Here is a 20,123-nt window from a genome sequence, read left to right as displayed (position 1 = left end):
GCGACGGGCGCTCCGACCCGCTACGGTCGGACCCGTCACTCGAAGGAGAGCTCATGACCAGCAGCGCAGCCCCCGATCGACTCGTGTTCGTCGGGGACTCCATCACCGACGCGGGCCGCGACCGCGCGGACGAGGCGTCGCTCGGCGACGGCTACGTCTCGCTCGTCGCGGCGGACCTGCCCGACGTCGTCGTGCTCAACCTCGGCATCGGCGGCAACCGCGCCGTCGACCTGGAGGAGCGGTGGGAGCGCGACGTCGCGGCGACCGCGCCTGACGTCCTCACCGTGTACGTGGGCGTCAACGACACCTGGCGCCGCTTCGACTCCGACGACGCGACGAGCGCCGAGGAGTTCGAGGCCACCTACCGGCGCCTGCTGGCGCGCGTGCCGGGCAGCCCGCGGCTCGTGCTGGTCGAGCCGTTCCTGCTGCCCGTGCGCGACGAGCAGCACGGCTGGCTGGAGGACCTCGACGGCAAGCGGGACGTCGTCGCGCGACTGGCCGCCGAGACCGGGGCCGCGCTGGTGCCCCTGCACTCCCTGCTGACCCACGCCGCCCAGGACGCCGGCGCCGCGGCTCTCGCCCCCGACGGCGTGCACCCGACGCCCCCGGCGTCCCGGATGATCGCGGACGCGTGGCTGGCGGCGTACGCTGACGACACACAAACGATTGTCGATAACGACCCGAGGAACGACGTGAGGCTGCACGGATGACGGACGCGCTCAGCTCGATCAGCGGCCTGGAGCGGGGGCTGCTGTCCGACCAGATCTACGACCTCGTGAAGTCGATGATCAAGACGTCGCAGCTCGCCCCGGGGGAGCAGCTCGTCGAGTCGCAGCTCGCCCGCCGCCTCCAGGTCAGCCAGGCGCCCGTGCGCGACGCGCTCAAGCGCCTCGCCCACGAGGGCCTCGTGACGCACGTGCGCCACCAGGGCAACTTCGTGGCGCAGTACTCCGACGAGGAGGCGCAGCAGGCCAAGCAGGCGCGTGTCGCCGTCGAGGCCCTGGCGGGCCGGCTCGCGTGCGGGCAGCTCGCGCCCGAGACGCGCTCCAGCCTGGAGAAGGTCATCGACGAGATGCACGGCGCCGTCGACGCGGCCGACCTGCCCGCCTTCCGCGAGCTCGACTTCGGCTTCCACCGCGCCGTCATCGAGGCCAGCGGCAACACCTACCTGCCGCGCATGTGGGACATCATCGAGCCCAGCCTCCGGTCCATGCACCTGCTCGGCGACCCCGAGTTCACGGGCGACTGGCACCAGGTGGCCGACTGGCACCGCAGCCTGCTCGACGTGCTCGACGACGGCGATGCCGACGCCGCGTCCGCGCTCTTCGAGGCGCACGCGGCGGGCACCCTGCTCGACGGCGAGGGCTAGAGACGCCAGCCCGTGGCGGCGGCCCACGCCTCCGCCCGGGCGGTGATCTCCGCGATCAGCCCGCCCTTGGCGTCGGCGTAGTGGTTCATGCTCGGCCAGTCCCGGGCCGCGAGCTCGCGCTTGAGGGCGGCGTAGGCGGCGCGGTCGTCGGCGTCGTGCCGCAGCCGGTCGCGGAACAGCAGGTGGCTTCGCTCCCAGTCGCCGCCCGCCGCGCAGACGTGGACGTGCACGTCGCGCTCCGGCGTGCGGACCAGTCGGTGGCCGGGCTCGCGCACGCGCAGCTCGTAGCCCGCGACGAGGAGCGCGGGCAGGTACGCGTCCTCGTCCTCGACGTCGGGCACGCTGACGTCGATGTCCACGATCGGCTTGGCCGCGAGGCCCGGCACCGACGTCGACCCCACGTGGTCCACCCGCACCGCTGTCGGGCCCAGGGCGGCGACGATGCGCTCGCGCTCCCGCGCGAACCGCGCCGGCCACGCCGGGTCCGGCTCGACGAGGACGATCTCGCGCTTCTCGATCCCGCCGACAAGCTCGACGCCGTCCAGCTCGACGCCGTCGTCGGTCATGCCCTGGCCTCCCACTCCGGCGCGAGCACCGACCAGACCTCGATGTCCTGCCGCACGCCGCGGTGCTCGTGGTGCTCGCGCAGCACGCCGTCGCGCCGCATCCCCAGCCTGCGGGCGACGGCGATGCTCGCCGTGTTGCCCGACGCCGCCCACCACTCGACGCGGTGGATGCCGCGCTCGCGGACGGCCCAGTCGATGATGGCGCGCGCCGCGCGGGTCACCAGGCCGCGCCCCGCGGCCGCCGGCTCCAACCAGCAGCCCGCCTCGGCCGTGCCCTGCGCGACGTCCATCGTGCGGAACAGGACGCCGCCCACCAGCGTGCCGTCCAGCCAGATGCCGTAGAGGCGCCCGGTGTCGGTCGCGGCCTTCTGCGCGTACGACTCGAGGAACGACCGGCTCGACGCGAGGTCCGTGATCCGGTCCGCCAGGCCGACGAACCGCCCGACGAACTCCCGGCCACGGTCGATCGTCGCCAGCAGCTCCTCCGCGTGCCACGGCTCCAGCGGCCGCAGCTCCGCGCCGTCGTCCCCGAGGGACCTCGCGAACATCGTGCCTCCCTGGTCATGGCCGGCGGAGCGCCGGCCCGTCGAGATCCTCGCACGCCGGTCCCGTGGCGTGCAGGCTTCCTCCGGTGTGCCCGCGACTCGCCAGCAGGGAGCTCAGCGCCGCGGCACCACGACCGAGGCGCTCTGCGCCCGCGTCCCCGTCGCGTCGGCCTTGACCACCACGCGCCACCGGACGGCCGCCGCCCCTCGGGTGACGGTGAACCGTGCGGTGCCGATCGACGTCGCGCTGCCGGCCGGCGTCTTCTGCGCGGTCGTGCGCCACGCGCCGCGGGTGTACTTCTGGAGCACGAAGGTGCCCCGGGGGCCCGCCTTCGCGGTGAGGACCTTCGTCGTGCGTGGGCTCGTGGGCGAGGAGGTCATCGACAGGCTCACGGATCGGCGGGCCTTGATGACCTCGGTCCTCGCGCCGCTCGCGGCCTCGTACTGCGAGTCCGCCACGACGACAGCGCGGTACGACGCGCTCACCTGGTGCGTGACCGAGGTCTTCGCGACTCCGCCGGACGACGCGACCGTCGCGAGCGCGCGCCACGTCGTCGAACCGCTGGTGCGCGCCTGGAACTGGACGCGCGCTCCTTCCGACGGCGTCCAGGTGCCTTCGTCGGACAGGCGTGCGGTCAGGGTCAGCCGCTTCCCGTAGGCGAGCACGGGCGGGTCCCATCCCGGCAGCACCTTCTCGGACACGAGGCCGTCGGTCGAGAAGACGGGCTTCGAGCGTGCGAGGTTCGTCGTTGTCGAGGTGCTCGTCGGTGCGTAGTTGGTGTTGCCGGTGTAATCGAGCGTGACCGTGTGCCGGCCGGCGGGGATCGGCAGGTGCTCCCACTCGAGCCGCTGGGTGAACGCCGGTGCGGTCTGCTGGAAGGCGTCCGGCTCGAGGGGCAGGGTGGCGACCTGCCGGCCGTCGACCCGGAGGGCGACCGACCTGCCCGCCCCGGCGAACAGGGCATCACCCTGGGTGTGGACGGTGGCGGTGATGCCGGCGTCGGCGCGCGGGCCCCTCACCACGACGTTGGTGAGGGTCACGGCGCGCCGGCGGTCCGCGAAGGTGGCCACCCGGGTGGCCGGTCCGTAGTCGAAGCCCTCGGCGTAGGCCACGGTGAGGTCCTGCCCGGCGGCCACCGGCATCCGCTGGAGCACGAACTTCCCGTCGGCCGCCACCGGAGCCGAGCCCACGACGACGTCGCCACGCCGGAGGGTGACGGTGCCGGCCAGCGAGAGGACCGAGCCGAGGCCCGCCGAGGTCGACGGCGCCTCCGTCTTGAGCTGACCCGAGATCGTGACCCGCGACGGGTCCTCGCTCCAGTGGGCGACGGTGAGCGGCCCGAACGACGTCACGGCGTACCGCGAGGTGAACTCCTTGCTCGCCGTCGCGGCGTACGTCGCGCTGCCTGTCGGCCGGAACGCGGCGGTCAGCGTGTGCACGCCTTCGACCGCGGCGAAACTCTTCCCCCCGGACCAGTGGCCGGCCACGGTCCAGTAGGCGGCGGCCTCCGTGAACGGTCCGCCGTCAACGGAGAACAGGACGGTTCCGGCGTCGGGACCTAGCGGCTGCCCGCACGACGTGACGCTGACCTGTACCGCCGCCTTTCGCCCGACGCCCTGGGCCGACGGGTTCAGGACGAGCGGGCATTCCGCCGCGTCCCCGTCCGGCTCCGTGGTGGTCGCGCCGGCCGCACCCCCCGAGACGAGGAGCGCCGCGCAGACGAGGGCGGCCCAGAACGTCCTCGTGAGGTGCCGTACGTGCATGGGAGGGCCCTTTCGTCCGCCGGGAGTCGCGCGAAGTCTAGGGACGGTGGCCGGTCGCCAGCCGCGCCCGAGGGCCTGGCGGCGGGTGAAATCCTGGCGGCCTCAGGTGAGGCCCGTGCCGTAGAGCCGGGTCGCCGTGCCGGACCAGACGTCCGTCGCCGCGGCGTCGTCGAGCGGGGGGAGGGCGGCGGCTGTGCGCCCGACGACCTCCGCGTAGGGGGCGACGCGCGCGGACATCGGCCAGTCGCTGCCGAACAGCAGCCGCTCCGGGCCGAGCAGGTCGACGGCGGCGCGGGCGGCCGCGGCCGTGCGCAGGGCGTCGTCGGGAGCCGTGGTGTGGAGGCCCGACAGCTTCGCGTGCGCGCGGGGGCGGGTGGCGACGGCGGCGAGGGCGTCGCGCCACGACGCGTCGGGGTCGCCCGCGCCGAGGCCCAGGTGGCAGACGACGACGTCGAGGTCCGGGTGCCGCCCGGCGAGGGCGGCGAGGGCGGACAGCTGCTCCGGTCGCACGAGCGTCTCGAGCACGCGGCCCGACGCCGCGAGGCCCTCGCACAGCGCGTCGAGGCCCGCGACGTCGGACAGGTCCGCCGCGCCGCCCGGGACGGCGAGCCGCAGGCCCGCGACGGGGACGCCGTCGTCGATCGGTGCCTGCGCCATCCCGGCCCAGGCGTGCGGGTCGTCGGGGCGGGCGTCGTACTGGAGCACGACCGGTCCGGGCAGCGGCCCGTGGGCGGAGGCCTGCCGCGCGAGCCAGCGCGCCTCGCCCTCCGTGTCCGCGGCCTGCACGGCCACCGCGGCGCGCACGGGCACGGGTGACGTCGCGACGGCGCGGGCCAGGTCGTCGGGCCCGACCCGCGCGGGCAGGCCCAGGTCGTCCCGGAACCACGAGACCCGCACGGCCGCCGTGTCCCACAGGTGCACGTGCGCGTCCACGACCCCGTCCAGGCCCTCGCCGAACAGGCGGTTGACACCGTTATGCGGTGCCATGCGACCCGATAACGGTGTCAACCGCCTGTTCGGCGGAGCTCGCGATCGCGTCGAGCTCCGTCCACAGGCGGTCGGGGACGACGGCGTCGGCGGCGTCGGCGAAGACGTCCACCTCGGCGGGGGTGCGCGCCCCCACGACGACGGCCTCCACGCCCGGCACGCGCAGCGGCCAGCGGACGGCGGCGGTGGGCAGGTCGATCCCCTCGCGGTGGCACGCGGCCGCCATGCGCAGGGCCCGGTCGACCTGGTCCGGCGACGCGGGGTGGTAGTCGAAGAACGGCGCCGCGACCGGGTCGGCGAGCACGCCGGAGTTGTAGACCCCCGCCGCGACGACGCCGACGTCGCGCTCGCGGGCGGCGGGCAGCAGGTCGTCCAGGGCGGTGCGGTCGATCAGCGTCACCCGCCCGGCGGGCATGACGACGTCCAGCGCGCCGGCGGCCTCGCGGACCAGGCGCGCCACGGGAGCGTTGCGCCCCATCCCGACGCCCACGGCCCGCACCACGCCCTGGTCCCGCAGCTCCAGCATCGCGGGCAGGGCGCCCCGCAGCGCCTCGTCCACGTCCGCCGGGTCGTGCAGGTACAGCAGGTCGACGCGGTCGGTGCCGAGCCGCGCCAGGCTGCCCTCCAGCGACCGCAGCACGCCGTCGCGGCCGAGGTCGCCGACCGTCGTGCCCCCGGGGCCGCCGGTGCCGCCCGAGGGCACGGGCGCGCCGTCGGCGTCGACGATCACGCGGCCCACCTTGGTGGCGATGACGACGGAGTCGCGGTCGACGCCGGCCAGGGCGTGGCCGAGCCGCAGCTCGCTGACGCCCTCGCCGTAGTGCGGCGCCGTGTCGAAGAAGCGGATCCCGCGATCGAGCGCGCGGCCGACCGTCGCCTCGGCGTCGGCCTCCGCCACGGGGGTGAAGAGGTTGCCGATCGGCGCGCAGCCGAGGCCGAAGGACGACGCGGCGACGCCGGTCGGGTCGGGCGCGCCGTCGTCGGCCGGGGTCAGCGGGCGGAGCCCTGCGCGGAACGCCATGCCTCGAACTCCCCTCGGGTGTCGGGGGTCAGCGGGTAGTAGTCGCTGAGACGGGCGCCCTCGTCGAGCCGGCGCCGGCTGAAGACCTCCCACTCCTCGTGGTCCTGCGCGGACTCGACCACCTGGTCCGCCATCGCGCGCGGCACGATGACGGGGCCGTCGTCGTCCGCGACGACGAGGTCGCCCGGCATGCACAGCACGCCGCCGACGGCGACGGGCACGTCGTACGCCCAGGGGAACAGCTCCGACTGCGAGGCGTAGTGCGGGGTCACGCCCGTGGACCACACGGGCAGGCCGAGGTCGCGGATCTTCCCGGAGTCGCGGATGCGGCCGTCGACGATCATGCCCGCGCCACCCTTGCGCTGGAAGTACCGGGCGAGGATGTCGCCCACGCAGCCGGAGAACCGGCTGCCGTACGCCTGGACCACCAGCACGTCGCCGGGCTGGACCGCCTCGAGCACGTGCCACAGCGCCGTGTGCCGCTCCACGTACTCCTGCTCGTCGCCGGCGGCGAGGTCCTCGCGCTGGGGCATGAACTGCAGGGTGAGCGCGGAGCCCACGACGCGGTACCCGGGCTTGAGCGGCCGCGGGCCCTCGACGAACGAGTGCCGGATGCCGAGGCCGTGCAGCTTGGCGCAGGCCGTCGCCGCCGACACCTGGCCGAGCCGCTCCAGGGACTGCGCGTCCGCCCGCTCGTACGCGCCGCCGCGCACGGGCAGGGAGATCTCGGGCCGCACGAGGCCCGCGCCGGGGCCGGTGGTCAGGGTGTCGACGGGCAAGGTGTCGACGGGCGACCCGTCGGTGAGAGCGTCGGTCATGGTCGGGCTCCTTCGTGGTGCTGGTGACGTGGCGCGCTGCCGGCCGGTGCGGTGAGCAGCACGACGTCGGCGCGGTGGCTCGGCGGCAGCTCGACGAGCAGGTCGGGGGCGTCGAGCGGGACGGTCGCGGCGGTCCGCGTGCCGGCGCGGCCGGCGGACGCCGTGGACGGGCCGGGCCAGACGCCGCCGTCCTCGCCGCGCACGACGACGCCCGTCAGGCGCTCCTCGCCGAACCGCGAGGGCCGCACGCGCACGCGCCGGGCGTGGGTGGGGGAGAGGTTGACGAGGCTGAGCTCGACGCGGCCGGTGCCGTCGGCGTCGCGGTCGAGGCCGGAGACCAGGGCGGCGACGTCGGGCGGCAGGCCGGGGCGCCGCCGGTCGGCGTCGGTGTACGCGACGGCGGCGAACGGGAGCCCGCCGTTGTACAGGGTCTGCGGCGTGCCGGTGATCAGCTGCCCCAGCACCTCCGTGACGACCGGGTTGGCGCGCTGCCAGAAGTGCAGGTGCACGGTCTCGGGGTCCACGGGCTCGGCGTCCATCACGGCGACGCGGCGGGCGAGCTGGCCGAGCGCCATCGACAGCGCGCGCTCCGGGTAGTCCGGCAGCGAGCCGTCGAGGAACGCGAGCCACGGGCCCTCGTGCCCGGCCTCCACCTTGTCGCGGAACGGGCGGACCTCGTCGGAGCCGGGGACGCCGTCGAGCACCCGGTCCAGGCGCTTGCGGTCGGCGTCGTCGCGCGTCCACCACCACAGCCAGGTGGGCAGGTCGAGCTGGAGCGGGCCGTAGTCGAACCAGCCGTCGGCGCCGAACCTGTACGGCACGAGCGTCGCGGGCTCGGCGGCGTGCGGCCCGAGCCGCTCGAGCCAGCTGCCGCGCAGGCTGAACGGCGTCTCGGTGACGGGCGCGGTGATCGCGTGCTCCAGCGCCGTGTCGAGCATGGTGCGCACGAGGTCGAGCGGGCCGTCGTCGCGGGTGCCGGTCGTCCCGCCCGAGACGAACGACGCGTTGATCGCGCCGATCAGCGTGCTCATGCCCACCGAGTGCAGGCCGTGCGGCCACGTCCACCCGTAGTGGCCGCCGTACCAGGCGCCGTCGTGCAGGCCGCCGACGACGCCGTCGGGCGCCACGTTGTCGGGCATGAGGCCGCCCGCCGCGGCGGCGCGCTCGCGCCAGCCGTCGACGTACCGCGCCACCCACGCCGCGGACGCGGCGTCGCCGTCGTACAGCCACCGGTTGGTGACGAGGGACGTCGCGGCGAGGTTGACCGCCGTGTCGCCCGCCGCCCGGCGCTGGAGCTCGTCGCCCATGAGCTGGGCGTGGGCCGGGTCCTCCAGGTCGGACCACCGCGTGATGCCGGGCAGCCCGTGCAGCGGCAGGCCGTACGCCTCCATGTAGTCGAGCGACGCCGGATAGGTGAGCCACTCGGTGCCCAGACCTTCCAGAGGTCCCTGCGCGCCGTTGTGCGGCGCCGTGATCAGGTTCCGCCGGGGGTCGTAGTTGCCGTGCGCCGGGTCCGTGTACAGGGCGGCGAACCGGCGGGCGCGCTCGGCGAACCGCTCGTCGCCCGGGTCCGCCGCGCACAGGCCGTAGAAGAACAGCAGCGACTCGCCCTGGTGGAACCAGTCGTACCCGTTCTCGTACTCGTCGGTGAGCATGCCGCCCTCGGTGAGCTGCGCCGTCACGCCCTCGAAGTGGCGCTTCGCCGCGGCGAGGATCTCGTCGCTGCCGCCCAGGGCGTAGAACGCGGGCCAGTTGAAGAACGGCTCGTACAGGTCGTCGACGCCGTCGCGGTGCTCGAAGCCGCCCGCGTGCAGGATGCGGCCGTCGGGCCCGGTGTAGCGGTCGGAGAACAGCCGCCAGGCCTCCTCCGTCGCGTCGAACAGGCGGCGCTCCAGCACGGCCCAGGCCGGGACCTCGCGCAGCGGCGTCGTGGGGATGCAGGGCCGGGTCGTGCGGTCGGTCGTGCCGTCGGTCGTCTCGCTCATGGTCGGGCTCAGCCCTTCGTGGCGCCGGCGACGAGGCCGCCGATGATGTGCCGCTGCATGAGCACGAAGAACAGGATCGCCGGGCTCACCGCCAGCAGCAGGGTCGGGAAGACGGTCGTGTAGTCGGTGGAGAACTCGCCCACCGCCGCGTACACGCCGGTCGTCACGGTGTAGATGCCGGAGCTCGGGCCCAGGATGATCTGCGGGCTCACGAAGTCGTTCCAGACGCTGATCGAGTTCAGCACGACGATCGTCGCGACCACCGGCTTCATGATCGGGAAGATGCACGACCAGAACGCGCGGATCTTGCCCGCGCCGTCCAGCGCGGCGGCCTCGTCGATGTCGCGCGGCACGGTGCGCAGGTAGGCGGCGAACAGGAAGATCGTCACCGGCAGCGTCGCCGCCGTCTCGAACAGGATGAAGCCCGGGATCGTGTTGATGAGCCCCAGCACCCGCAGCACGAAGACGACGGGGATCAGCGTCACCTGGCCCGGGATGAACAGGCCGGACACGAAGAGCAGCAGCAGGCCCAGGTGCCACTTCGACCGGCCGCGCGCGATGACGTACGCGACCGGCGCGGCGAGCGCGATGCCGCACACGTTGACCAGCGCGACGAACAGCAGCGTGACGCCGTACGCGCGCACGACGTTGAACTTCTCGCTGGTGAGCGCGGCCTGCAGGTACTCCAGGCTGAACGTGTCCGGGGTGATCGCCAGCGGCGAGGAGATGATCGCGTCCTGCGGCTTGAAGGCGTTGATCACCATGATGTACAGCGGCACGAGCATGACCAGCGCGCCGAGGCCCAGCACCACCCACTTGAGGACGGTGCCCACGCCCGGGACGGGCCGTCGCCGGGCCTTCGACGACGGGCGTGCGGCGGGCGTGCGGGGTGCCACGGGCGGGGTCACGGGGGTCGTCGGGTGCGTCGTCGTCGCCATCAGTCGGCCACCTTCTTCTCCGCGCCGCGTCGGGCGAACGTCACCGCGAGTCCCAGCACGGCCGTGACGAGCAGCAGGACCACGGACTGCGCCGCGCCGAAGCCGAGCTCCGAGTTCGCGAACGAGTCCCGCAGGATCTGGTAGACGATCGTCTGGGTGGACCCGGCGGGCCCGCCGTCGGTCAGCGCCAGCACGATGTCGTAGACCTTGAGCAGCCCCACCAGCGTGAGCACGAGGTTCACGGTGAACACGGGGGCGATGAGCGGCAGCGTCACGTTGCGGAACTGCTGCCACTTCGAGGCGCCGTCGACCGTGGCGGCCTCGTAGTACTCGGTGGGCACCGACTTGATGCCTGCGAGGAACAGGATCATGTTGAAGCCGAAGTGCGACCACACGATCGTGAGGATCACGCTCGCCTTCGCGAACGCGACCTCGGTGAGGAACGGCACCGGCCCGAGGCCGAGGTGCCCCAGCAGGCCGTTCACCGCCCCCTCGGGGGAGAGCATCGCCGACCACAGGAACCCGATGATCAGCGCGCTGATGATGTACGGGTAGAAGAAGATCGTGCGGAGCAGGGTGTTCGCGCGGCTGTTGCCGGCGATGAGCGCGGCGATGAACAGCCCGACCGCGTTGCACAGCACCGTGCCGCAGAAGGCGACGACGGCGGTGAAGATCGCCGCGTCCACGGTGCGCGGGTTGCGGAACGCCTCCGCGTAGTTGTCGAAGCCGATGAACGTGAAGTTCAGGCTGTAGCCGTTCCAGTCGGTCAGGCTCAGGACGAACGCCAGGAACATCGGCACGATGAACATCGCCAGGAAGACCAGGACGGCGGGGCCGCCCATGACGATGCCGGGCAGGCGGTCGCGCCACACGCGCGCCGCCGGGCGGCGGCGCGCGCGGGCGAGGGGGACGGTGGTCGCCATCGTCAGCCGATCGTGGCGGCGAACCAGTCGTCCATCGCGGAGTCGACCTTGTCGGCCGAGGTGCCGCCGATGAGCGCCTGCGTCTGCGCGTTGATCTCGTCCGAGTAGCCGGTGGGCAGCGTGCGCTCGCCGTAGCCCTGGCCGGTCGGCGTGTACGACTCGGCGGGGGTGTCCGCGACGATCTGCAGCAGCTCCTTGCCCAGGTCGTCCATCTCGTACTCGTAGCCGTCGCGGAAGTTGCCGTCGACCTCGAGCTGGCTGGCCACCGCGTCCTGGTCGGTCACGAGGAACTCGACGAGCTTGGCGGCCGCGTCCTGGTCCTCGCTGGTCTTGAGGATCGAGTACGGGCTGGCGATGTTCGCGCCCATGGCAGGGCTGGCGACGCCGTCGACGGCGGGGGCGCGGAAGACGCCGATCTCGGCCTTCTCCTCCGCCTTCGCCTCGGTGCCGGCGAACCAGCTGCCCATCGGGTAGACCGCGCTCTTGCCGGAGAGGAACGCCTGCTCGGCGTCCGGGTACTTGATGCCCAGCGCGTCCTTGGGGACGTAGCCCTTCGCGACCCAGTCGGCGTAGGTGGCGACCGAGTCGCCGTACGTGTCGGAGAAGGTGGCCTCGCCCGAGCTCATGTGCGCGAACCACTCCGGGTCCTGGCCGACGATCGACGGGAGGCCGAGGGCCTGGAGCGAGTGGCTGGTCATCCAGTCGCCGCCGGTCTGCAGCGGCGTCCAGCCCGCGTCCTTGAGCTTGCCGAGGGCCGCGGTGAGCTCCTCCACCGTGGTCGGGGTCTCCGAGATCCCGGCCTCCTCGAACGCCGTCTTGTTGTAGAAGAAGAGGCTCTGCAGCTGGAACCCGATGCCGGCCATGTAGTACTTGCCGTCGATCGAGTACTGGTCGGCGAGCGGGCCGGACGTCGCCCAGTCGTACTGGGACAGGTCGACGAGCTCCGGGGCGAGGTCCGTGGTCGGGGGCAGCGACTGGACGACGTCGGGCGCGTCGCCCGCGGTGAGCAGACGGGGGAGGGCGGCGGCGACGCCCTCGGCACCCGGGTTCTGGACGACGACGTCGATGCCGGGGTTCGCGTCCTCGAACGGCTTGACCAGCTCGTTCCAGTACTCCTCGGTGAGGTTCGGCGTGACGTTGACGAGCATGCTCACCTCGGTGGTGCCGCCGGAGCCGCCGTCGTCGTCGGAGCCGGCGCAGCCGGTGAGCGCGAGGGCGGCGACCGTGAGCGTGCCCACGCTCGCCAGGGTGCGGTGCTTGATCATCGTTGATCCTCTCGGGTTGCCGCCCCGCCGGGACGCTGCTTCGCGTGCCCGGAGTTCGGCCTTGCGGCTGTGGATGACGTCCGGTGTGGAGGGACGACTGGGACACTAATCGATAATCGTTGGATTGGGAAGATGGTGCCCCACGGCAGGTGATCTCACACCCGGGACGTCCCGGCGCGCCGCCCGCCGCCCATAGGCTGGACGGGTGACCTCCGCAGCCCCCGCCGTGCAGCGGCCGGGCGGTACCCCGAGCGTGCCGCCGCGTCCCTGGTGGCTCGTCGCCGCCGGACCCGCAGCCGCCCTCGTCGCCGTCCTCGCCGTGCTGTGCGGCGGAGCCTACTCGGGCGCGTTCCAGGCCCTCAGCGGCTTCACCGACCCGGGCGCGATCGTGCGCTACGGCCTGCCCGTCACGACCGTGCTCACCGAGCTCAGCGTCTCGGTGACGGTTGGCGCGCTCCTCGTCGCGGCCTGCCTGGTGCCGCCCGGCCGCACCCAGACGCGGGTGCTCACGACCGCTGGCGCCGCCAGCGCCGTGTGGGCGGTGGCCGCCGTCCTCCAGCTCGTGCTCCGGTACGCGAACATCTCCGGGACCTCGCCGGCCTCGCCCGCGTTCGGGCAGGGCCTCGCGCAGTTCGTCACCGACCTCGACCTCGGCCGGCTCTACCTCGCGATCATCGTGGTCGCCGCGCTCACGTCCGCGCTCGCGATGGCGGTGCGCGGGCCGGTGGGCGCCCTGTGGGCGACGCTGCTGCCGCTCGCGGCCCTCGCCATGCAGTCGACCACCGGCCACGCGTCGGGCGCCGCGAACCACGAGCTCGCCGTCGGCGCGATGCTGCTGCACCTGGTCGGCGCCGCCGTGTGGGTGGGTGGCCTGGGCGCGCTGCTCGTCACCGTGCTCACGCGGGAGGAGGCCCGCGACGACGGCCGCACCGCCGCGGCCGCCGTCGCGCGCTTCTCCCCGGTCGCGGGGTGGTGCTTCGCCGCGGTGGGCGTCTCCGGCATCCTCAACGCGTGGCTCCGCATGGAGTCCTGGGGCGACCTGCTCACCCCGTACGGCGTGCTGCTGCTCGTCAAGGCGCTGCTCATGGTGGCGCTCGGCGGGTTCGGGTTCGCGCACCGGATGTGGGTCGTGGACCGGCTCGGCCGCGCCGGCTCCGCGGGCGCCGTCCGCCGCCTGTTCTGGCGGCTGCTCGCCGTCGAGCTGCTCGTCATCGGCGCCGTCTCCGGCGTCGCCGTGGCGCTCGGCTCCACCGCCCCGCCCGTGCCGGACGAGGTGCCGGTCGACGTCACGCCCGCCTTCCAGCTCACCGGCCAGGCACTGCCGCCCGAGCCGACCATGGGCCGCTGGTTCACCGAGTGGAGCCTCGACCCGCTGCTCGCGTTCGCGTGCGTGGCCGGGCTCGTGGTCTACCTGCGCTGGGTGCGGCGGCTCGCGCGCCGCGGCGACGCGTGGCCCGTGGGGCGCACCGTGTCGTGGTGCCTGGGCATGGTCGTGATGTTCTGGGTGACCAGCGGCGGCCCGGCCGTGTACGGGCACGTGATCTTCAGCGGCCACATGGTGCAGCACATGATCCTGGCGATGCTGGTGCCGCTGTTCCTCGTGCTGGCCGCCCCCGTCACGCTGCTGCTGCGCGCGATCCAGGCCCGCAAGGACGGCAGCCGCGGGCCGCGCGAGTGGGTGCTCGGCCTGGTGCACTCCCGGTTCGGCCAGTTCATCGCCCGTCCGGTGGTGGCCGCGGTGCTCTTCGCCGGCGGCATGATCGCGTTCTACTACACGCCCGCGTTCGAGTTCGCGCTGCGCAACCACGCCGGGCACGTGTGGATGATCGTGCACTTCACGCTCGTCGGGTACCTGTTCGCCAACGCGCTGGTGGGCATCGACCCGGGCCCGAAGCGGCCGCCGTACCCGCAGCGGCTGCTGCTGCTCTTCGCGACGATGGCGTTCCACGCGTTCTTCGGCGTCGTGCTCACGTCGGGCACCTCGCTGCTCGTCGCCGACTGGTTCGGCAACATGGGCCGGCCCTGGGGCCTGCCCGCCATCGAGGACCAGCAGCGCGGCGGCGGCGTCGCGTGGGGCATCGGCGAGCTGCCGACGCTCGCGCTCGCCATCGCCGTCGCGATCCAGTGGACGACGTCCGACGAGCGCGAGGCGCGCCGCCGCGACCGCAAGGCGGACCGCGACGGCGACGCCGAGCTCGAGGAGTACAACGCCATGCTCGCCAAGATGGCCGAGCGCGACGACGAGACCCCGCCGAGGTAGTACGGGCAGCGCGCCAGGTCAGGCGGGCTGCGGCACCGGGTGCCGGGACGGGCCGGCCAGCGCGGCGACGTGCGCCGGGACCGGCTCGCGCGTGTCGGCGTCGGGGACCGCGGCGCCCACGACGCGCTGCACCGGGACGTGCCCGCCCCAGCCGCCCGCGGCGACGTCGGCCGGGTCCTCGACGGGCGCGCCGGCGCGGGCCTTCATCGACGCCTCGCGCAGCGGCACGGCCAGCACCGCCGTCGCGGCGAGCTCCTTGCGGGTGGCGGGGCGCAGCGTCGCGGACCGGCCGGGCGCCATGTGGTCGACGACGGCGTCCAGCGCGCGGGCGCGCTCGGCGTCGTCCGTGACGAGGCGGGCCGTGCCGATCACGACCGCCGACCGGTAGTTCATCGAGTGGTGGAAGCCGGACCGCGCCAGCACCAGGCCGTCGAGCTCGGTGACCGTGACGCAGACGGTCGCGTCCGTGGCCCCGACCAGCCAGCGCGCCGCCACCGAGCCGTGCACGTACAGCGTGCCGCCGTCGTCGGGACCGTCGAGGTCGACGGCGTACGCACAGGGCAGCACGACCGGGTGCCGGTCGGCGCCCTCGCCGACGTCGACGCCGAGGTGGGCGACGAGCCCGTCGGCGAGCAGGGCGTGCAGCGCGTCCCGGTCGCCGACCGCGCGGTTCCGGCCGCGCCGCACGGTGGACCGAGAGGTGGGGGAGAGGGCGTCCATGCCACTACCGTGGACCCTGGTTGGCCTGTCGTCACGAGCCATTTCGCGGGAGGTCCGGCAGGCCACTCAGGTCGTGCCACCCCGACCGTCAAGGAGTCCCGATGCCCGCGCTCCCCGTCCGCCTCGACCGCGGCGCCCGCGACCCGCTCGGCGCGCAGCTGTCCGGCCAGGTCCGCGACCTGGTGTCCCGCGGCACGCTGCGCCGCGGCGACCGGCTCCCCAGCACGCGCGCGCTCGCCGCGGACCTCGGCGTCGCGCGCTCCGTGGCCGAGCAGGCGTACGACCAGCTCGTGGCCGAGGGGTGGCTGACCGCGCGTCGCGGGGCGGGCACGTACGTCGCGGCCGACGCCGTACCCCGCCCCGCGCCCGGGCCGCGCCGGGCCGCAGGCCCGGGCAGCGGCCTCGTACGGCTGAGCACCGGCGAGCCGTGGATCGACCCGCGCCACCGCGCGGGGTGGCGGCGGGCGTGGCGCGAGGTGTCGGCGACGACGCCCCCGCGGGGCTACGACGACCCGTGCGGCCTGCCCGCGCTGCGGGCGGCGCTCGCGGAGCGTCTCGCTCGCACGCGGGGCCTCGTCGTCGACGCCGACGAGGTGGTGGTCACCGCCGGGACGACCGCCGGGTTCCGTGACCTGCTCGTCGTGCTGCCCGCGGGGCCCGTGGGCATCGAGGACCCGGGCTACCGGGCCGCCGTCGCGACCGCGCACGCCGCGGGCCGCGCCGTCGTCGACCTGCCGGCGGAGGCACGTCACGACGAGGCGGCGCTGCGCGGGCTGGCCGCCGCGTACGTGACCCCCGCCCACCAGCACCCGCTCGGGCGGGTGATGCCGGCCGACGACCGGCGCGCGCTGCTCGCCGCGTCACGGGCCACGCGAGCCGTGGTGGTCGAGGACGACTACGACTCCGAGCTGCGCTACGACGTGGCGCCGGTGCCGGCCCTGGCGGCGCTCGGCCGGGACCGGGTGGCCTACCTCGGCTCGGCGTCGAAGTCCGCGCCGCCCGGGCTGCGGGTCGGGTGGCTGGTGCCGCCCCCGGAGCTGCTCGACGACGTGGTGCGGCAGCGCGCCGTCGTCCACGACGTCGCGGCGTGGCCCACGCAGCGGGCCCTGCTGACGCTGCTGCGGGACGGCTGGCTCGACGCCGTCCTGCGCACGGCGCGGCGCGTGTACGCCGAGCGGGCCGCCCGCGTCGCCGCGGTCCTGGCGCCGCACGCGGAGCCGGCCGCGACGTCCGCCGGCATGTACTCGACCTGGCTGCTGCCGCAGGAGGCCGCGCTGTCCGCGCGCGACGCCGCGCGGCGGGCGGGCTTCGACCTGCCGCTGCTGTCCGACCTGTGCCGCACCGCCGAGGACACGGGCGTCGTCGTCGGGTTCGGCGGCGTGGACGACGCCGAGCTCGACCGCGCGCTCGCCGCGATCCGGGCGGGGCTGGGCGGGTGACGTAGCCCTCGGTCGCTGTCGTTCGCGCGGACGACGACCGATCGCTCCGTGACGAGGGGACCGGCTACAGCAGACCGTCGACGACCTTCGCCGCGAGGCCCAGCGCCGTCGTCGTGCCCAGCCCGTCCGCGACGGTCACGGTGGTGACGCCGGGCGCCGGGTCGGCGACGACGAACGGCGTGCCCGCGAACGGCCCGCGGCGCGGGCGAGGCACCGCGACGTCGGGCACCGACCAGCGCCGCCGCACCTCGACCGGCCGCCCGAGCAGGGCCTCGGTCTCGCGCAGCAGCAGGGTGTCGGCGGCCTCGGAGCGCTCGGGGTCCCGGTCGAGTCCCCCGTCGTCGCGCCGGTCGGCGTCCGTGCGGCGGGCCTCGCCGAGGAGCAGCGTGTCGCCGTGCGGGGTGAACGCGAGGTGGACGCCGGCGTCGAGCAGTTCCGGGGCGCTGGTGCGGAGGCGCTCGCGCACGTCCGCCAGCGCGGGGGAGTGCGCCGTGGCGGCGTCGCGCAGCAGGCTCGTCCCGCCCAGCACGGCGGGGCCGGCGGCGTCGTGCCGGCGGCCCGGTGTCGCGACCCGCAGCACCTGCCGCACGTCGGGCCGCAGCCCGGCGCGCGCCGCCTCGTCGGGGAAGAACCGGTCCAGGTCGGGCCCGACGGCGACCAGCACGCGGCGCGCCACGACCTCGCCGCGCGACGTGCGCACCAGCGTGCGGCCCGTGCCGGCCTCGAAGGTGAGCGCCGTCGTCGACCAGGCGACGTCGGCCCGCGGCCGGGCGTCGAGCGCGGCCGCGAGCGCCCGGAGGGCGTCGCGCGGCTCGACGCGCAGGTCGAGCGGGAGGAACGCGCCGCCGACGACGTCCCCCGCGCTCGTCAGCCCGGCACGCTCGGCGGCCTGCGCGGCGTCGAGGAGCAGCGCGTCGCCGTCGCGGGCGGCCACGAGGTCGTCCAGCACGGCGAGCTCGTCGGCGGAGCGCGCCACGACGACCGCGCCCGTGTCCTTGACCCAGAAGCCCGCCTCCCGGCCGAGCTTCAGCCAGCGTTCGCGCGACGCCAGCGCGCAGGACAGGGTCGCGGCGTCCTGCGTGGTGACGGCGACGTGCCCGCTGCGCCGGGCGGACGCGCCGTCGGGCCGCGGGTCGCGCTCCACCACCAGCACCGAGTGCCCGCGGGCGTGCGCCTCCAGGGCGTGCGCGAGCCCGACGATGCCCGCCCCGACCACGACCAGGTCGGCGGTGGAGGGCAGCGGCGGCAGGTGGGCGGCGCGGGGGGACGACGGTCTCACGACCAGACCGTGCCCGATCGCGCGACGCCCGCTCAACCGCAGGGGACGCCGTCGCGAACAAGTTCAGCGAACGTTCATCCCGTGTTCCCCGGGCGCCCGTCTCCGCACGGGCTGTGGTAGACCGGGCGCGTGAGCCAGGACGACGACGCCCCCACGCCCTTCGACGACCTCGACCGCTACCTGGAGCTCCCGCGGCTGGGCGGGCTCGCGCTCAGCCCGGACGGTGCTCGCCTCGTCACGACCGTCCAGACCCTGGACGCGAAGCGCACCGGCTGGACGACCGCCGTCTGGGAGGTGGACCCCGCCGGCGTCGCCCCGGCGCGGCGGCTGACGCGCAGCCGCAAGGGCGAGTCGTCGGCGGTGTTCGCGGCGTCGGGCGACGTGCTCTTCACGTCGGCCCGCCCGGACCCGGACGCGGACAAGGACGACGAGGAGCCGAGGACGGCGCTGTGGCTGCTGCCCGCGGGCGGCGGGGAGGCACGCGTCGTCGCGACGGCGCCCGGCGGGGTCGACGGGGTGCTCGCGGCCCGGGACGCCGACGTCGTGTCCGTCTCCGCGCCGGTGCTCCCGGGCGCGGCGGGGCTCGTCGAGGACGAGGCGCTGCGCAAGGAGCGCACCGACCGCAAGCTCTCGGCGATCCTGCACGCCGGCTACCCGGTGCGGTACTGGGACCACGACCTCGGCCCCGACCAGGAGCGCCGGTTCGTCGGCTCCCTCGGCACGACCGACCCGGACGCGCGGCTCGAGCTGCGCCGGCTCACGGGGCCGGGGCGCCAGCTCGACGAGCACGAGGCGGACCTGGCGCCCGACGGCGCCACGCTCGTCACCACCTGGGCGGTTCCCGACCCGGGCGCGGCACGCCGGGTCGTGCTGGTGGCGGTCGACACCGCGACGGGGGAGCGCCGCACGCTGGTCGACGACCCGGACGCCGACGTCTTCGCCCCGGCGGTGTCGCCGGACGGGCGGTGGGTCGCGTTCGGCTCCGAGACGATCACGACGCCGGAGCAGGCGCCGGTCGTGCGGCTGGGCCTCGTCCCGCTCGGCGTGGACGACGCGGGACCGGAGATCCTCGCGGACGACTGGGACCGCTGGCCGTCGTCGGTCGCATGGCTGCCCGACGGCTCGGGGCTGGTCGTCACGGCCGACGAGGACGGCCGCGGCCCGGTGTTCCTGCTGACGTTCGGCGCCGGCGGGCCGGGTGCGGGCGAGCCGGTCACGGTGGAGCGCGTGACGAGCGACGACGCGACCTTCAGCGACGTCCGCGTGGCCCCCGACGGCTCGGCGCTGTACGCGCTGCGCAGCAGCTACGCCGCCCCGGCGGAGCCGGTGCGGATCGACCTCGCCGCCTTCGCCGCGACGGGCGCGGCGGGCGAGCGCGCGCCCGTCGCCGCCGACGCGCTGCGCGGGCCGGTGCCCGCCCCGGCGCTGCCCGGCACGCTCACCGAGGTGGAGACGACGGCGGCGGACGGCGCGCGCGTGCGCGCCTGGCTCGCGCTGCCCGAGGGGGCGTCGTCGGGCAGCCCGGCGCCGCTGCTGCTGTGGATCCACGGCGGCCCGCTGAGCACCTGGAGCGCGTGGAGCTGGCGCTGGAACCCGTGGCTGATGGTGGCGCGCGGCTACGCCGTCCTGCTGCCCGACCCGGCGCTGTCCACCGGGTACGGGCAGGACTTCGTGCAGCGCGGCTGGGGCGCGTGGGGCGGAGCGCCGTTCACCGACCTCATGGCGGTCACCGACGCCGTCGAGGCCCTGCCGGAGATCGACGCGACCCGCACCGCCGCGATGGGCGGGTCGTTCGGCGGGTACATGGCGAACTGGGTGGCCGGGCACACGGACCGGTTCCGCGCGATCGTCACGCACGCCAGCCTGTGGGCGCTCGACCAGTTCGGCCCCACCACCGACGCGGCCTACTACTGGCTGCGCGAGATGACGCCGGAGATGGCGGAGGCGAACAGCCCGCACCGCGCCGTCGCCGACATCCGCACCCCGATGCTCGTCGTGCACGGCGACAAGGACTACCGCGTGCCCATCGGGGAGGGCCTGCGGCTGTGGCGCGACCTGCTCACGGAGTCCGGCCTGCCCGCGGACGACGACGGCAGCACCGCGCACCGTTTCCTGTACTTCCCCGACGAGAACCACTGGGTGCTCGCGCCCCAGCACGCGAAGGTCTGGTACCAGACGGTGCTGGCCTTCCTCGGCGAGCACGTGCGGGGCGACGAGCCGGAACTGCCCGCGTACCTCTGAGCG

The 20,123-nt window shown here is 74.9% G+C and carries 17 protein-coding genes; 5 read left to right on the top strand and 12 right to left on the bottom strand.

What is annotated here, in order from left to right; all coding sequences use genetic code 11:
- Positions 1-53: 53 nt before the first annotated feature.
- Together ACFQ8T_RS10415 and ACFQ8T_RS10410 are read left to right on the top strand one after the other, a co-directional pair.
- Positions 54-710, top strand: a complete 657-nt coding sequence (locus tag ACFQ8T_RS10415) for an SGNH/GDSL hydrolase family protein (protein ID WP_430546465.1) — start codon at positions 54-56, stop codon at positions 708-710.
- Complete coding sequence (locus ACFQ8T_RS10410) at positions 707-1,369, top strand: GntR family transcriptional regulator (protein WP_430546464.1); 663 nt, start codon at positions 707-709, stop codon at positions 1,367-1,369. The genes ACFQ8T_RS10415 and ACFQ8T_RS10410 overlap by 4 nt, the downstream gene beginning before the upstream one ends.
- Here the strand turns inward: ACFQ8T_RS10410 and ACFQ8T_RS10405 are convergent.
- From ACFQ8T_RS10405 to ACFQ8T_RS10360, 10 genes are all read right to left on the bottom strand, one after another.
- On the bottom strand, positions 1,366-1,935 hold the full coding sequence (locus ACFQ8T_RS10405; protein ID WP_430546463.1) for a GrpB family protein: 570 nt from the start codon (positions 1,933-1,935) through the stop codon (positions 1,366-1,368). The two genes, ACFQ8T_RS10410 and ACFQ8T_RS10405, sit on opposite strands and share 4 nt — an antisense overlap.
- Complete coding sequence (locus ACFQ8T_RS10400; protein ID WP_430546462.1) at positions 1,932-2,483, bottom strand: GNAT family N-acetyltransferase; 552 nt, start codon at positions 2,481-2,483, stop codon at positions 1,932-1,934. Before ACFQ8T_RS10400 ends, ACFQ8T_RS10405 begins: the two co-directional genes overlap by 4 nt.
- 111 nt (positions 2,484-2,594) lie before the next feature.
- Complete coding sequence (locus ACFQ8T_RS10395; RefSeq protein WP_430546461.1) at positions 2,595-3,920, bottom strand: hypothetical protein; 1,326 nt, start codon at positions 3,918-3,920, stop codon at positions 2,595-2,597.
- Positions 3,921-4,346: 426 nt separating this feature from the next.
- On the bottom strand, positions 4,347-5,231 hold the full coding sequence (locus ACFQ8T_RS10390; RefSeq protein ID WP_430546460.1) for an amidohydrolase family protein: 885 nt from the start codon (positions 5,229-5,231) through the stop codon (positions 4,347-4,349).
- Positions 5,218-6,252, bottom strand: coding sequence for an aldo/keto reductase (locus ACFQ8T_RS10385; RefSeq protein ID WP_430546459.1), 1,035 nt, complete (start codon positions 6,250-6,252; stop codon positions 5,218-5,220). The genes ACFQ8T_RS10390 and ACFQ8T_RS10385 overlap by 14 nt, the downstream gene beginning before the upstream one ends.
- Positions 6,222-7,070 carry a ribonuclease activity regulator RraA gene (locus tag ACFQ8T_RS10380; protein WP_430546458.1) on the bottom strand — a complete coding sequence of 283 codons (849 nt, stop codon included), beginning with the start codon at positions 7,068-7,070 and terminating at the stop codon, positions 6,222-6,224. Before ACFQ8T_RS10380 ends, ACFQ8T_RS10385 begins: the two co-directional genes overlap by 31 nt.
- Positions 7,067-9,055 (bottom strand): hypothetical protein, encoded by a 1,989-nt coding sequence (locus ACFQ8T_RS10375; protein WP_430546457.1) that lies wholly within the window; start codon positions 9,053-9,055, stop codon positions 7,067-7,069. The genes ACFQ8T_RS10380 and ACFQ8T_RS10375 overlap by 4 nt, the downstream gene beginning before the upstream one ends.
- Before the next feature lie 8 nt (positions 9,056-9,063).
- Positions 9,064-9,993 (bottom strand): carbohydrate ABC transporter permease, encoded by a 930-nt coding sequence (locus tag ACFQ8T_RS10370; RefSeq protein ID WP_430546456.1) that lies wholly within the window; start codon positions 9,991-9,993, stop codon positions 9,064-9,066.
- Positions 9,993-10,916 (bottom strand): carbohydrate ABC transporter permease, encoded by a 924-nt coding sequence (locus ACFQ8T_RS10365; protein WP_430546455.1) that lies wholly within the window; start codon positions 10,914-10,916, stop codon positions 9,993-9,995. Before ACFQ8T_RS10365 ends, ACFQ8T_RS10370 begins: the two co-directional genes overlap by 1 nt.
- A 2-nt stretch (positions 10,917-10,918) precedes the next feature.
- A complete protein-coding gene (locus tag ACFQ8T_RS10360) occupies positions 10,919-12,181 on the bottom strand; it encodes an ABC transporter substrate-binding protein (RefSeq protein WP_430546454.1) in 1,263 nt (420 codons plus the stop codon).
- 205 nt (positions 12,182-12,386) lie between these two features.
- On the opposite strand from ACFQ8T_RS10360, the gene ACFQ8T_RS10355 reads away from it, so the two are divergent.
- A complete protein-coding gene (locus ACFQ8T_RS10355) occupies positions 12,387-14,441 on the top strand; it encodes a cytochrome c oxidase assembly protein (protein WP_430546453.1) in 2,055 nt (684 codons plus the stop codon).
- Between the two features lie 18 nt (positions 14,442-14,459).
- Here the strand turns inward: ACFQ8T_RS10355 and ACFQ8T_RS10350 are convergent, their stop codons facing one another.
- Positions 14,460-15,161 carry a pyridoxamine 5'-phosphate oxidase family protein gene (locus ACFQ8T_RS10350; RefSeq protein WP_430546452.1) on the bottom strand — a complete coding sequence of 234 codons (702 nt, stop codon included), beginning with the start codon at positions 15,159-15,161 and terminating at the stop codon, positions 14,460-14,462.
- A gap of 101 nt (positions 15,162-15,262) precedes the next feature.
- Between ACFQ8T_RS10350 and ACFQ8T_RS10345 the strand changes: the two genes are divergently transcribed.
- Positions 15,263-16,600, top strand: coding sequence for a PLP-dependent aminotransferase family protein (locus ACFQ8T_RS10345; protein WP_430546451.1), 1,338 nt, complete (start codon positions 15,263-15,265; stop codon positions 16,598-16,600).
- A 64-nt stretch (positions 16,601-16,664) separates the two neighbouring features.
- On the opposite strand, the gene ACFQ8T_RS10340 is transcribed toward ACFQ8T_RS10345, so the two are convergent.
- Positions 16,665-17,879: an FAD-dependent oxidoreductase gene (locus ACFQ8T_RS10340; RefSeq protein ID WP_430546450.1), complete on the bottom strand. Its 1,215-nt coding sequence runs from the start codon at positions 17,877-17,879 to the stop codon at positions 16,665-16,667.
- A 129-nt stretch (positions 17,880-18,008) separates the two neighbouring features.
- Between ACFQ8T_RS10340 and ACFQ8T_RS10335 the strand changes: the two genes are divergently transcribed.
- Positions 18,009-20,120 carry a prolyl oligopeptidase family serine peptidase gene (locus tag ACFQ8T_RS10335; protein ID WP_430546449.1) on the top strand — a complete coding sequence of 704 codons (2,112 nt, stop codon included), beginning with the start codon at positions 18,009-18,011 and terminating at the stop codon, positions 20,118-20,120.
- Positions 20,121-20,123 lie beyond the last annotated feature (3 nt).

The organism is Isoptericola sp. NPDC056618, assembly GCF_042792715.1.
Lineage (GTDB): Bacteria > Actinomycetota > Actinomycetes > Actinomycetales > Cellulomonadaceae > Isoptericola > Isoptericola nanjingensis.
Note: the sequence above shows the minus strand (reverse complement) of the source record. Positions and strands in the feature narration are given on the sequence as shown.

What these genes read in the sequence shown, in the direction of transcription:
- ACFQ8T_RS10365 (WP_430546455.1), bottom strand. Translation starts at nt 10,916, where the DNA reads ATGGCGACCACCGTCCCCCTCGCCCGCGCGCGCCGCCGCCCGGCGGCG.
- ACFQ8T_RS10345 (WP_430546451.1), top strand. Translation starts at nt 15,263, where the DNA reads ATGCCCGCGCTCCCCGTCCGCCTCGACCGCGGCGCCCGCGACCCGCTC.
- ACFQ8T_RS10380 (WP_430546458.1), bottom strand. Translation starts at nt 7,070, where the DNA reads ATGACCGACGCTCTCACCGACGGGTCGCCCGTCGACACCTTGCCCGTC.
- ACFQ8T_RS10375 (WP_430546457.1), bottom strand. Translation starts at nt 9,055, where the DNA reads ATGAGCGAGACGACCGACGGCACGACCGACCGCACGACCCGGCCCTGC.
- ACFQ8T_RS10390 (WP_430546460.1), bottom strand. Translation starts at nt 5,231, where the DNA reads ATGGCACCGCATAACGGTGTCAACCGCCTGTTCGGCGAGGGCCTGGAC.
- ACFQ8T_RS10400 (WP_430546462.1), bottom strand. Translation starts at nt 2,483, where the DNA reads ATGTTCGCGAGGTCCCTCGGGGACGACGGCGCGGAGCTGCGGCCGCTG.
- ACFQ8T_RS10370 (WP_430546456.1), bottom strand. Translation starts at nt 9,993, where the DNA reads ATGGCGACGACGACGCACCCGACGACCCCCGTGACCCCGCCCGTGGCA.
- ACFQ8T_RS10410 (WP_430546464.1), top strand. Translation starts at nt 707, where the DNA reads ATGACGGACGCGCTCAGCTCGATCAGCGGCCTGGAGCGGGGGCTGCTG.
- ACFQ8T_RS10360 (WP_430546454.1), bottom strand. Translation starts at nt 12,181, where the DNA reads ATGATCAAGCACCGCACCCTGGCGAGCGTGGGCACGCTCACGGTCGCC.
- ACFQ8T_RS10415 (WP_430546465.1), top strand. Translation starts at nt 54, where the DNA reads ATGACCAGCAGCGCAGCCCCCGATCGACTCGTGTTCGTCGGGGACTCC.
- ACFQ8T_RS10350 (WP_430546452.1), bottom strand. Translation starts at nt 15,161, where the DNA reads ATGGACGCCCTCTCCCCCACCTCTCGGTCCACCGTGCGGCGCGGCCGG.
- ACFQ8T_RS10405 (WP_430546463.1), bottom strand. Translation starts at nt 1,935, where the DNA reads ATGACCGACGACGGCGTCGAGCTGGACGGCGTCGAGCTTGTCGGCGGG.
- ACFQ8T_RS10385 (WP_430546459.1), bottom strand. Translation starts at nt 6,252, where the DNA reads ATGGCGTTCCGCGCAGGGCTCCGCCCGCTGACCCCGGCCGACGACGGC.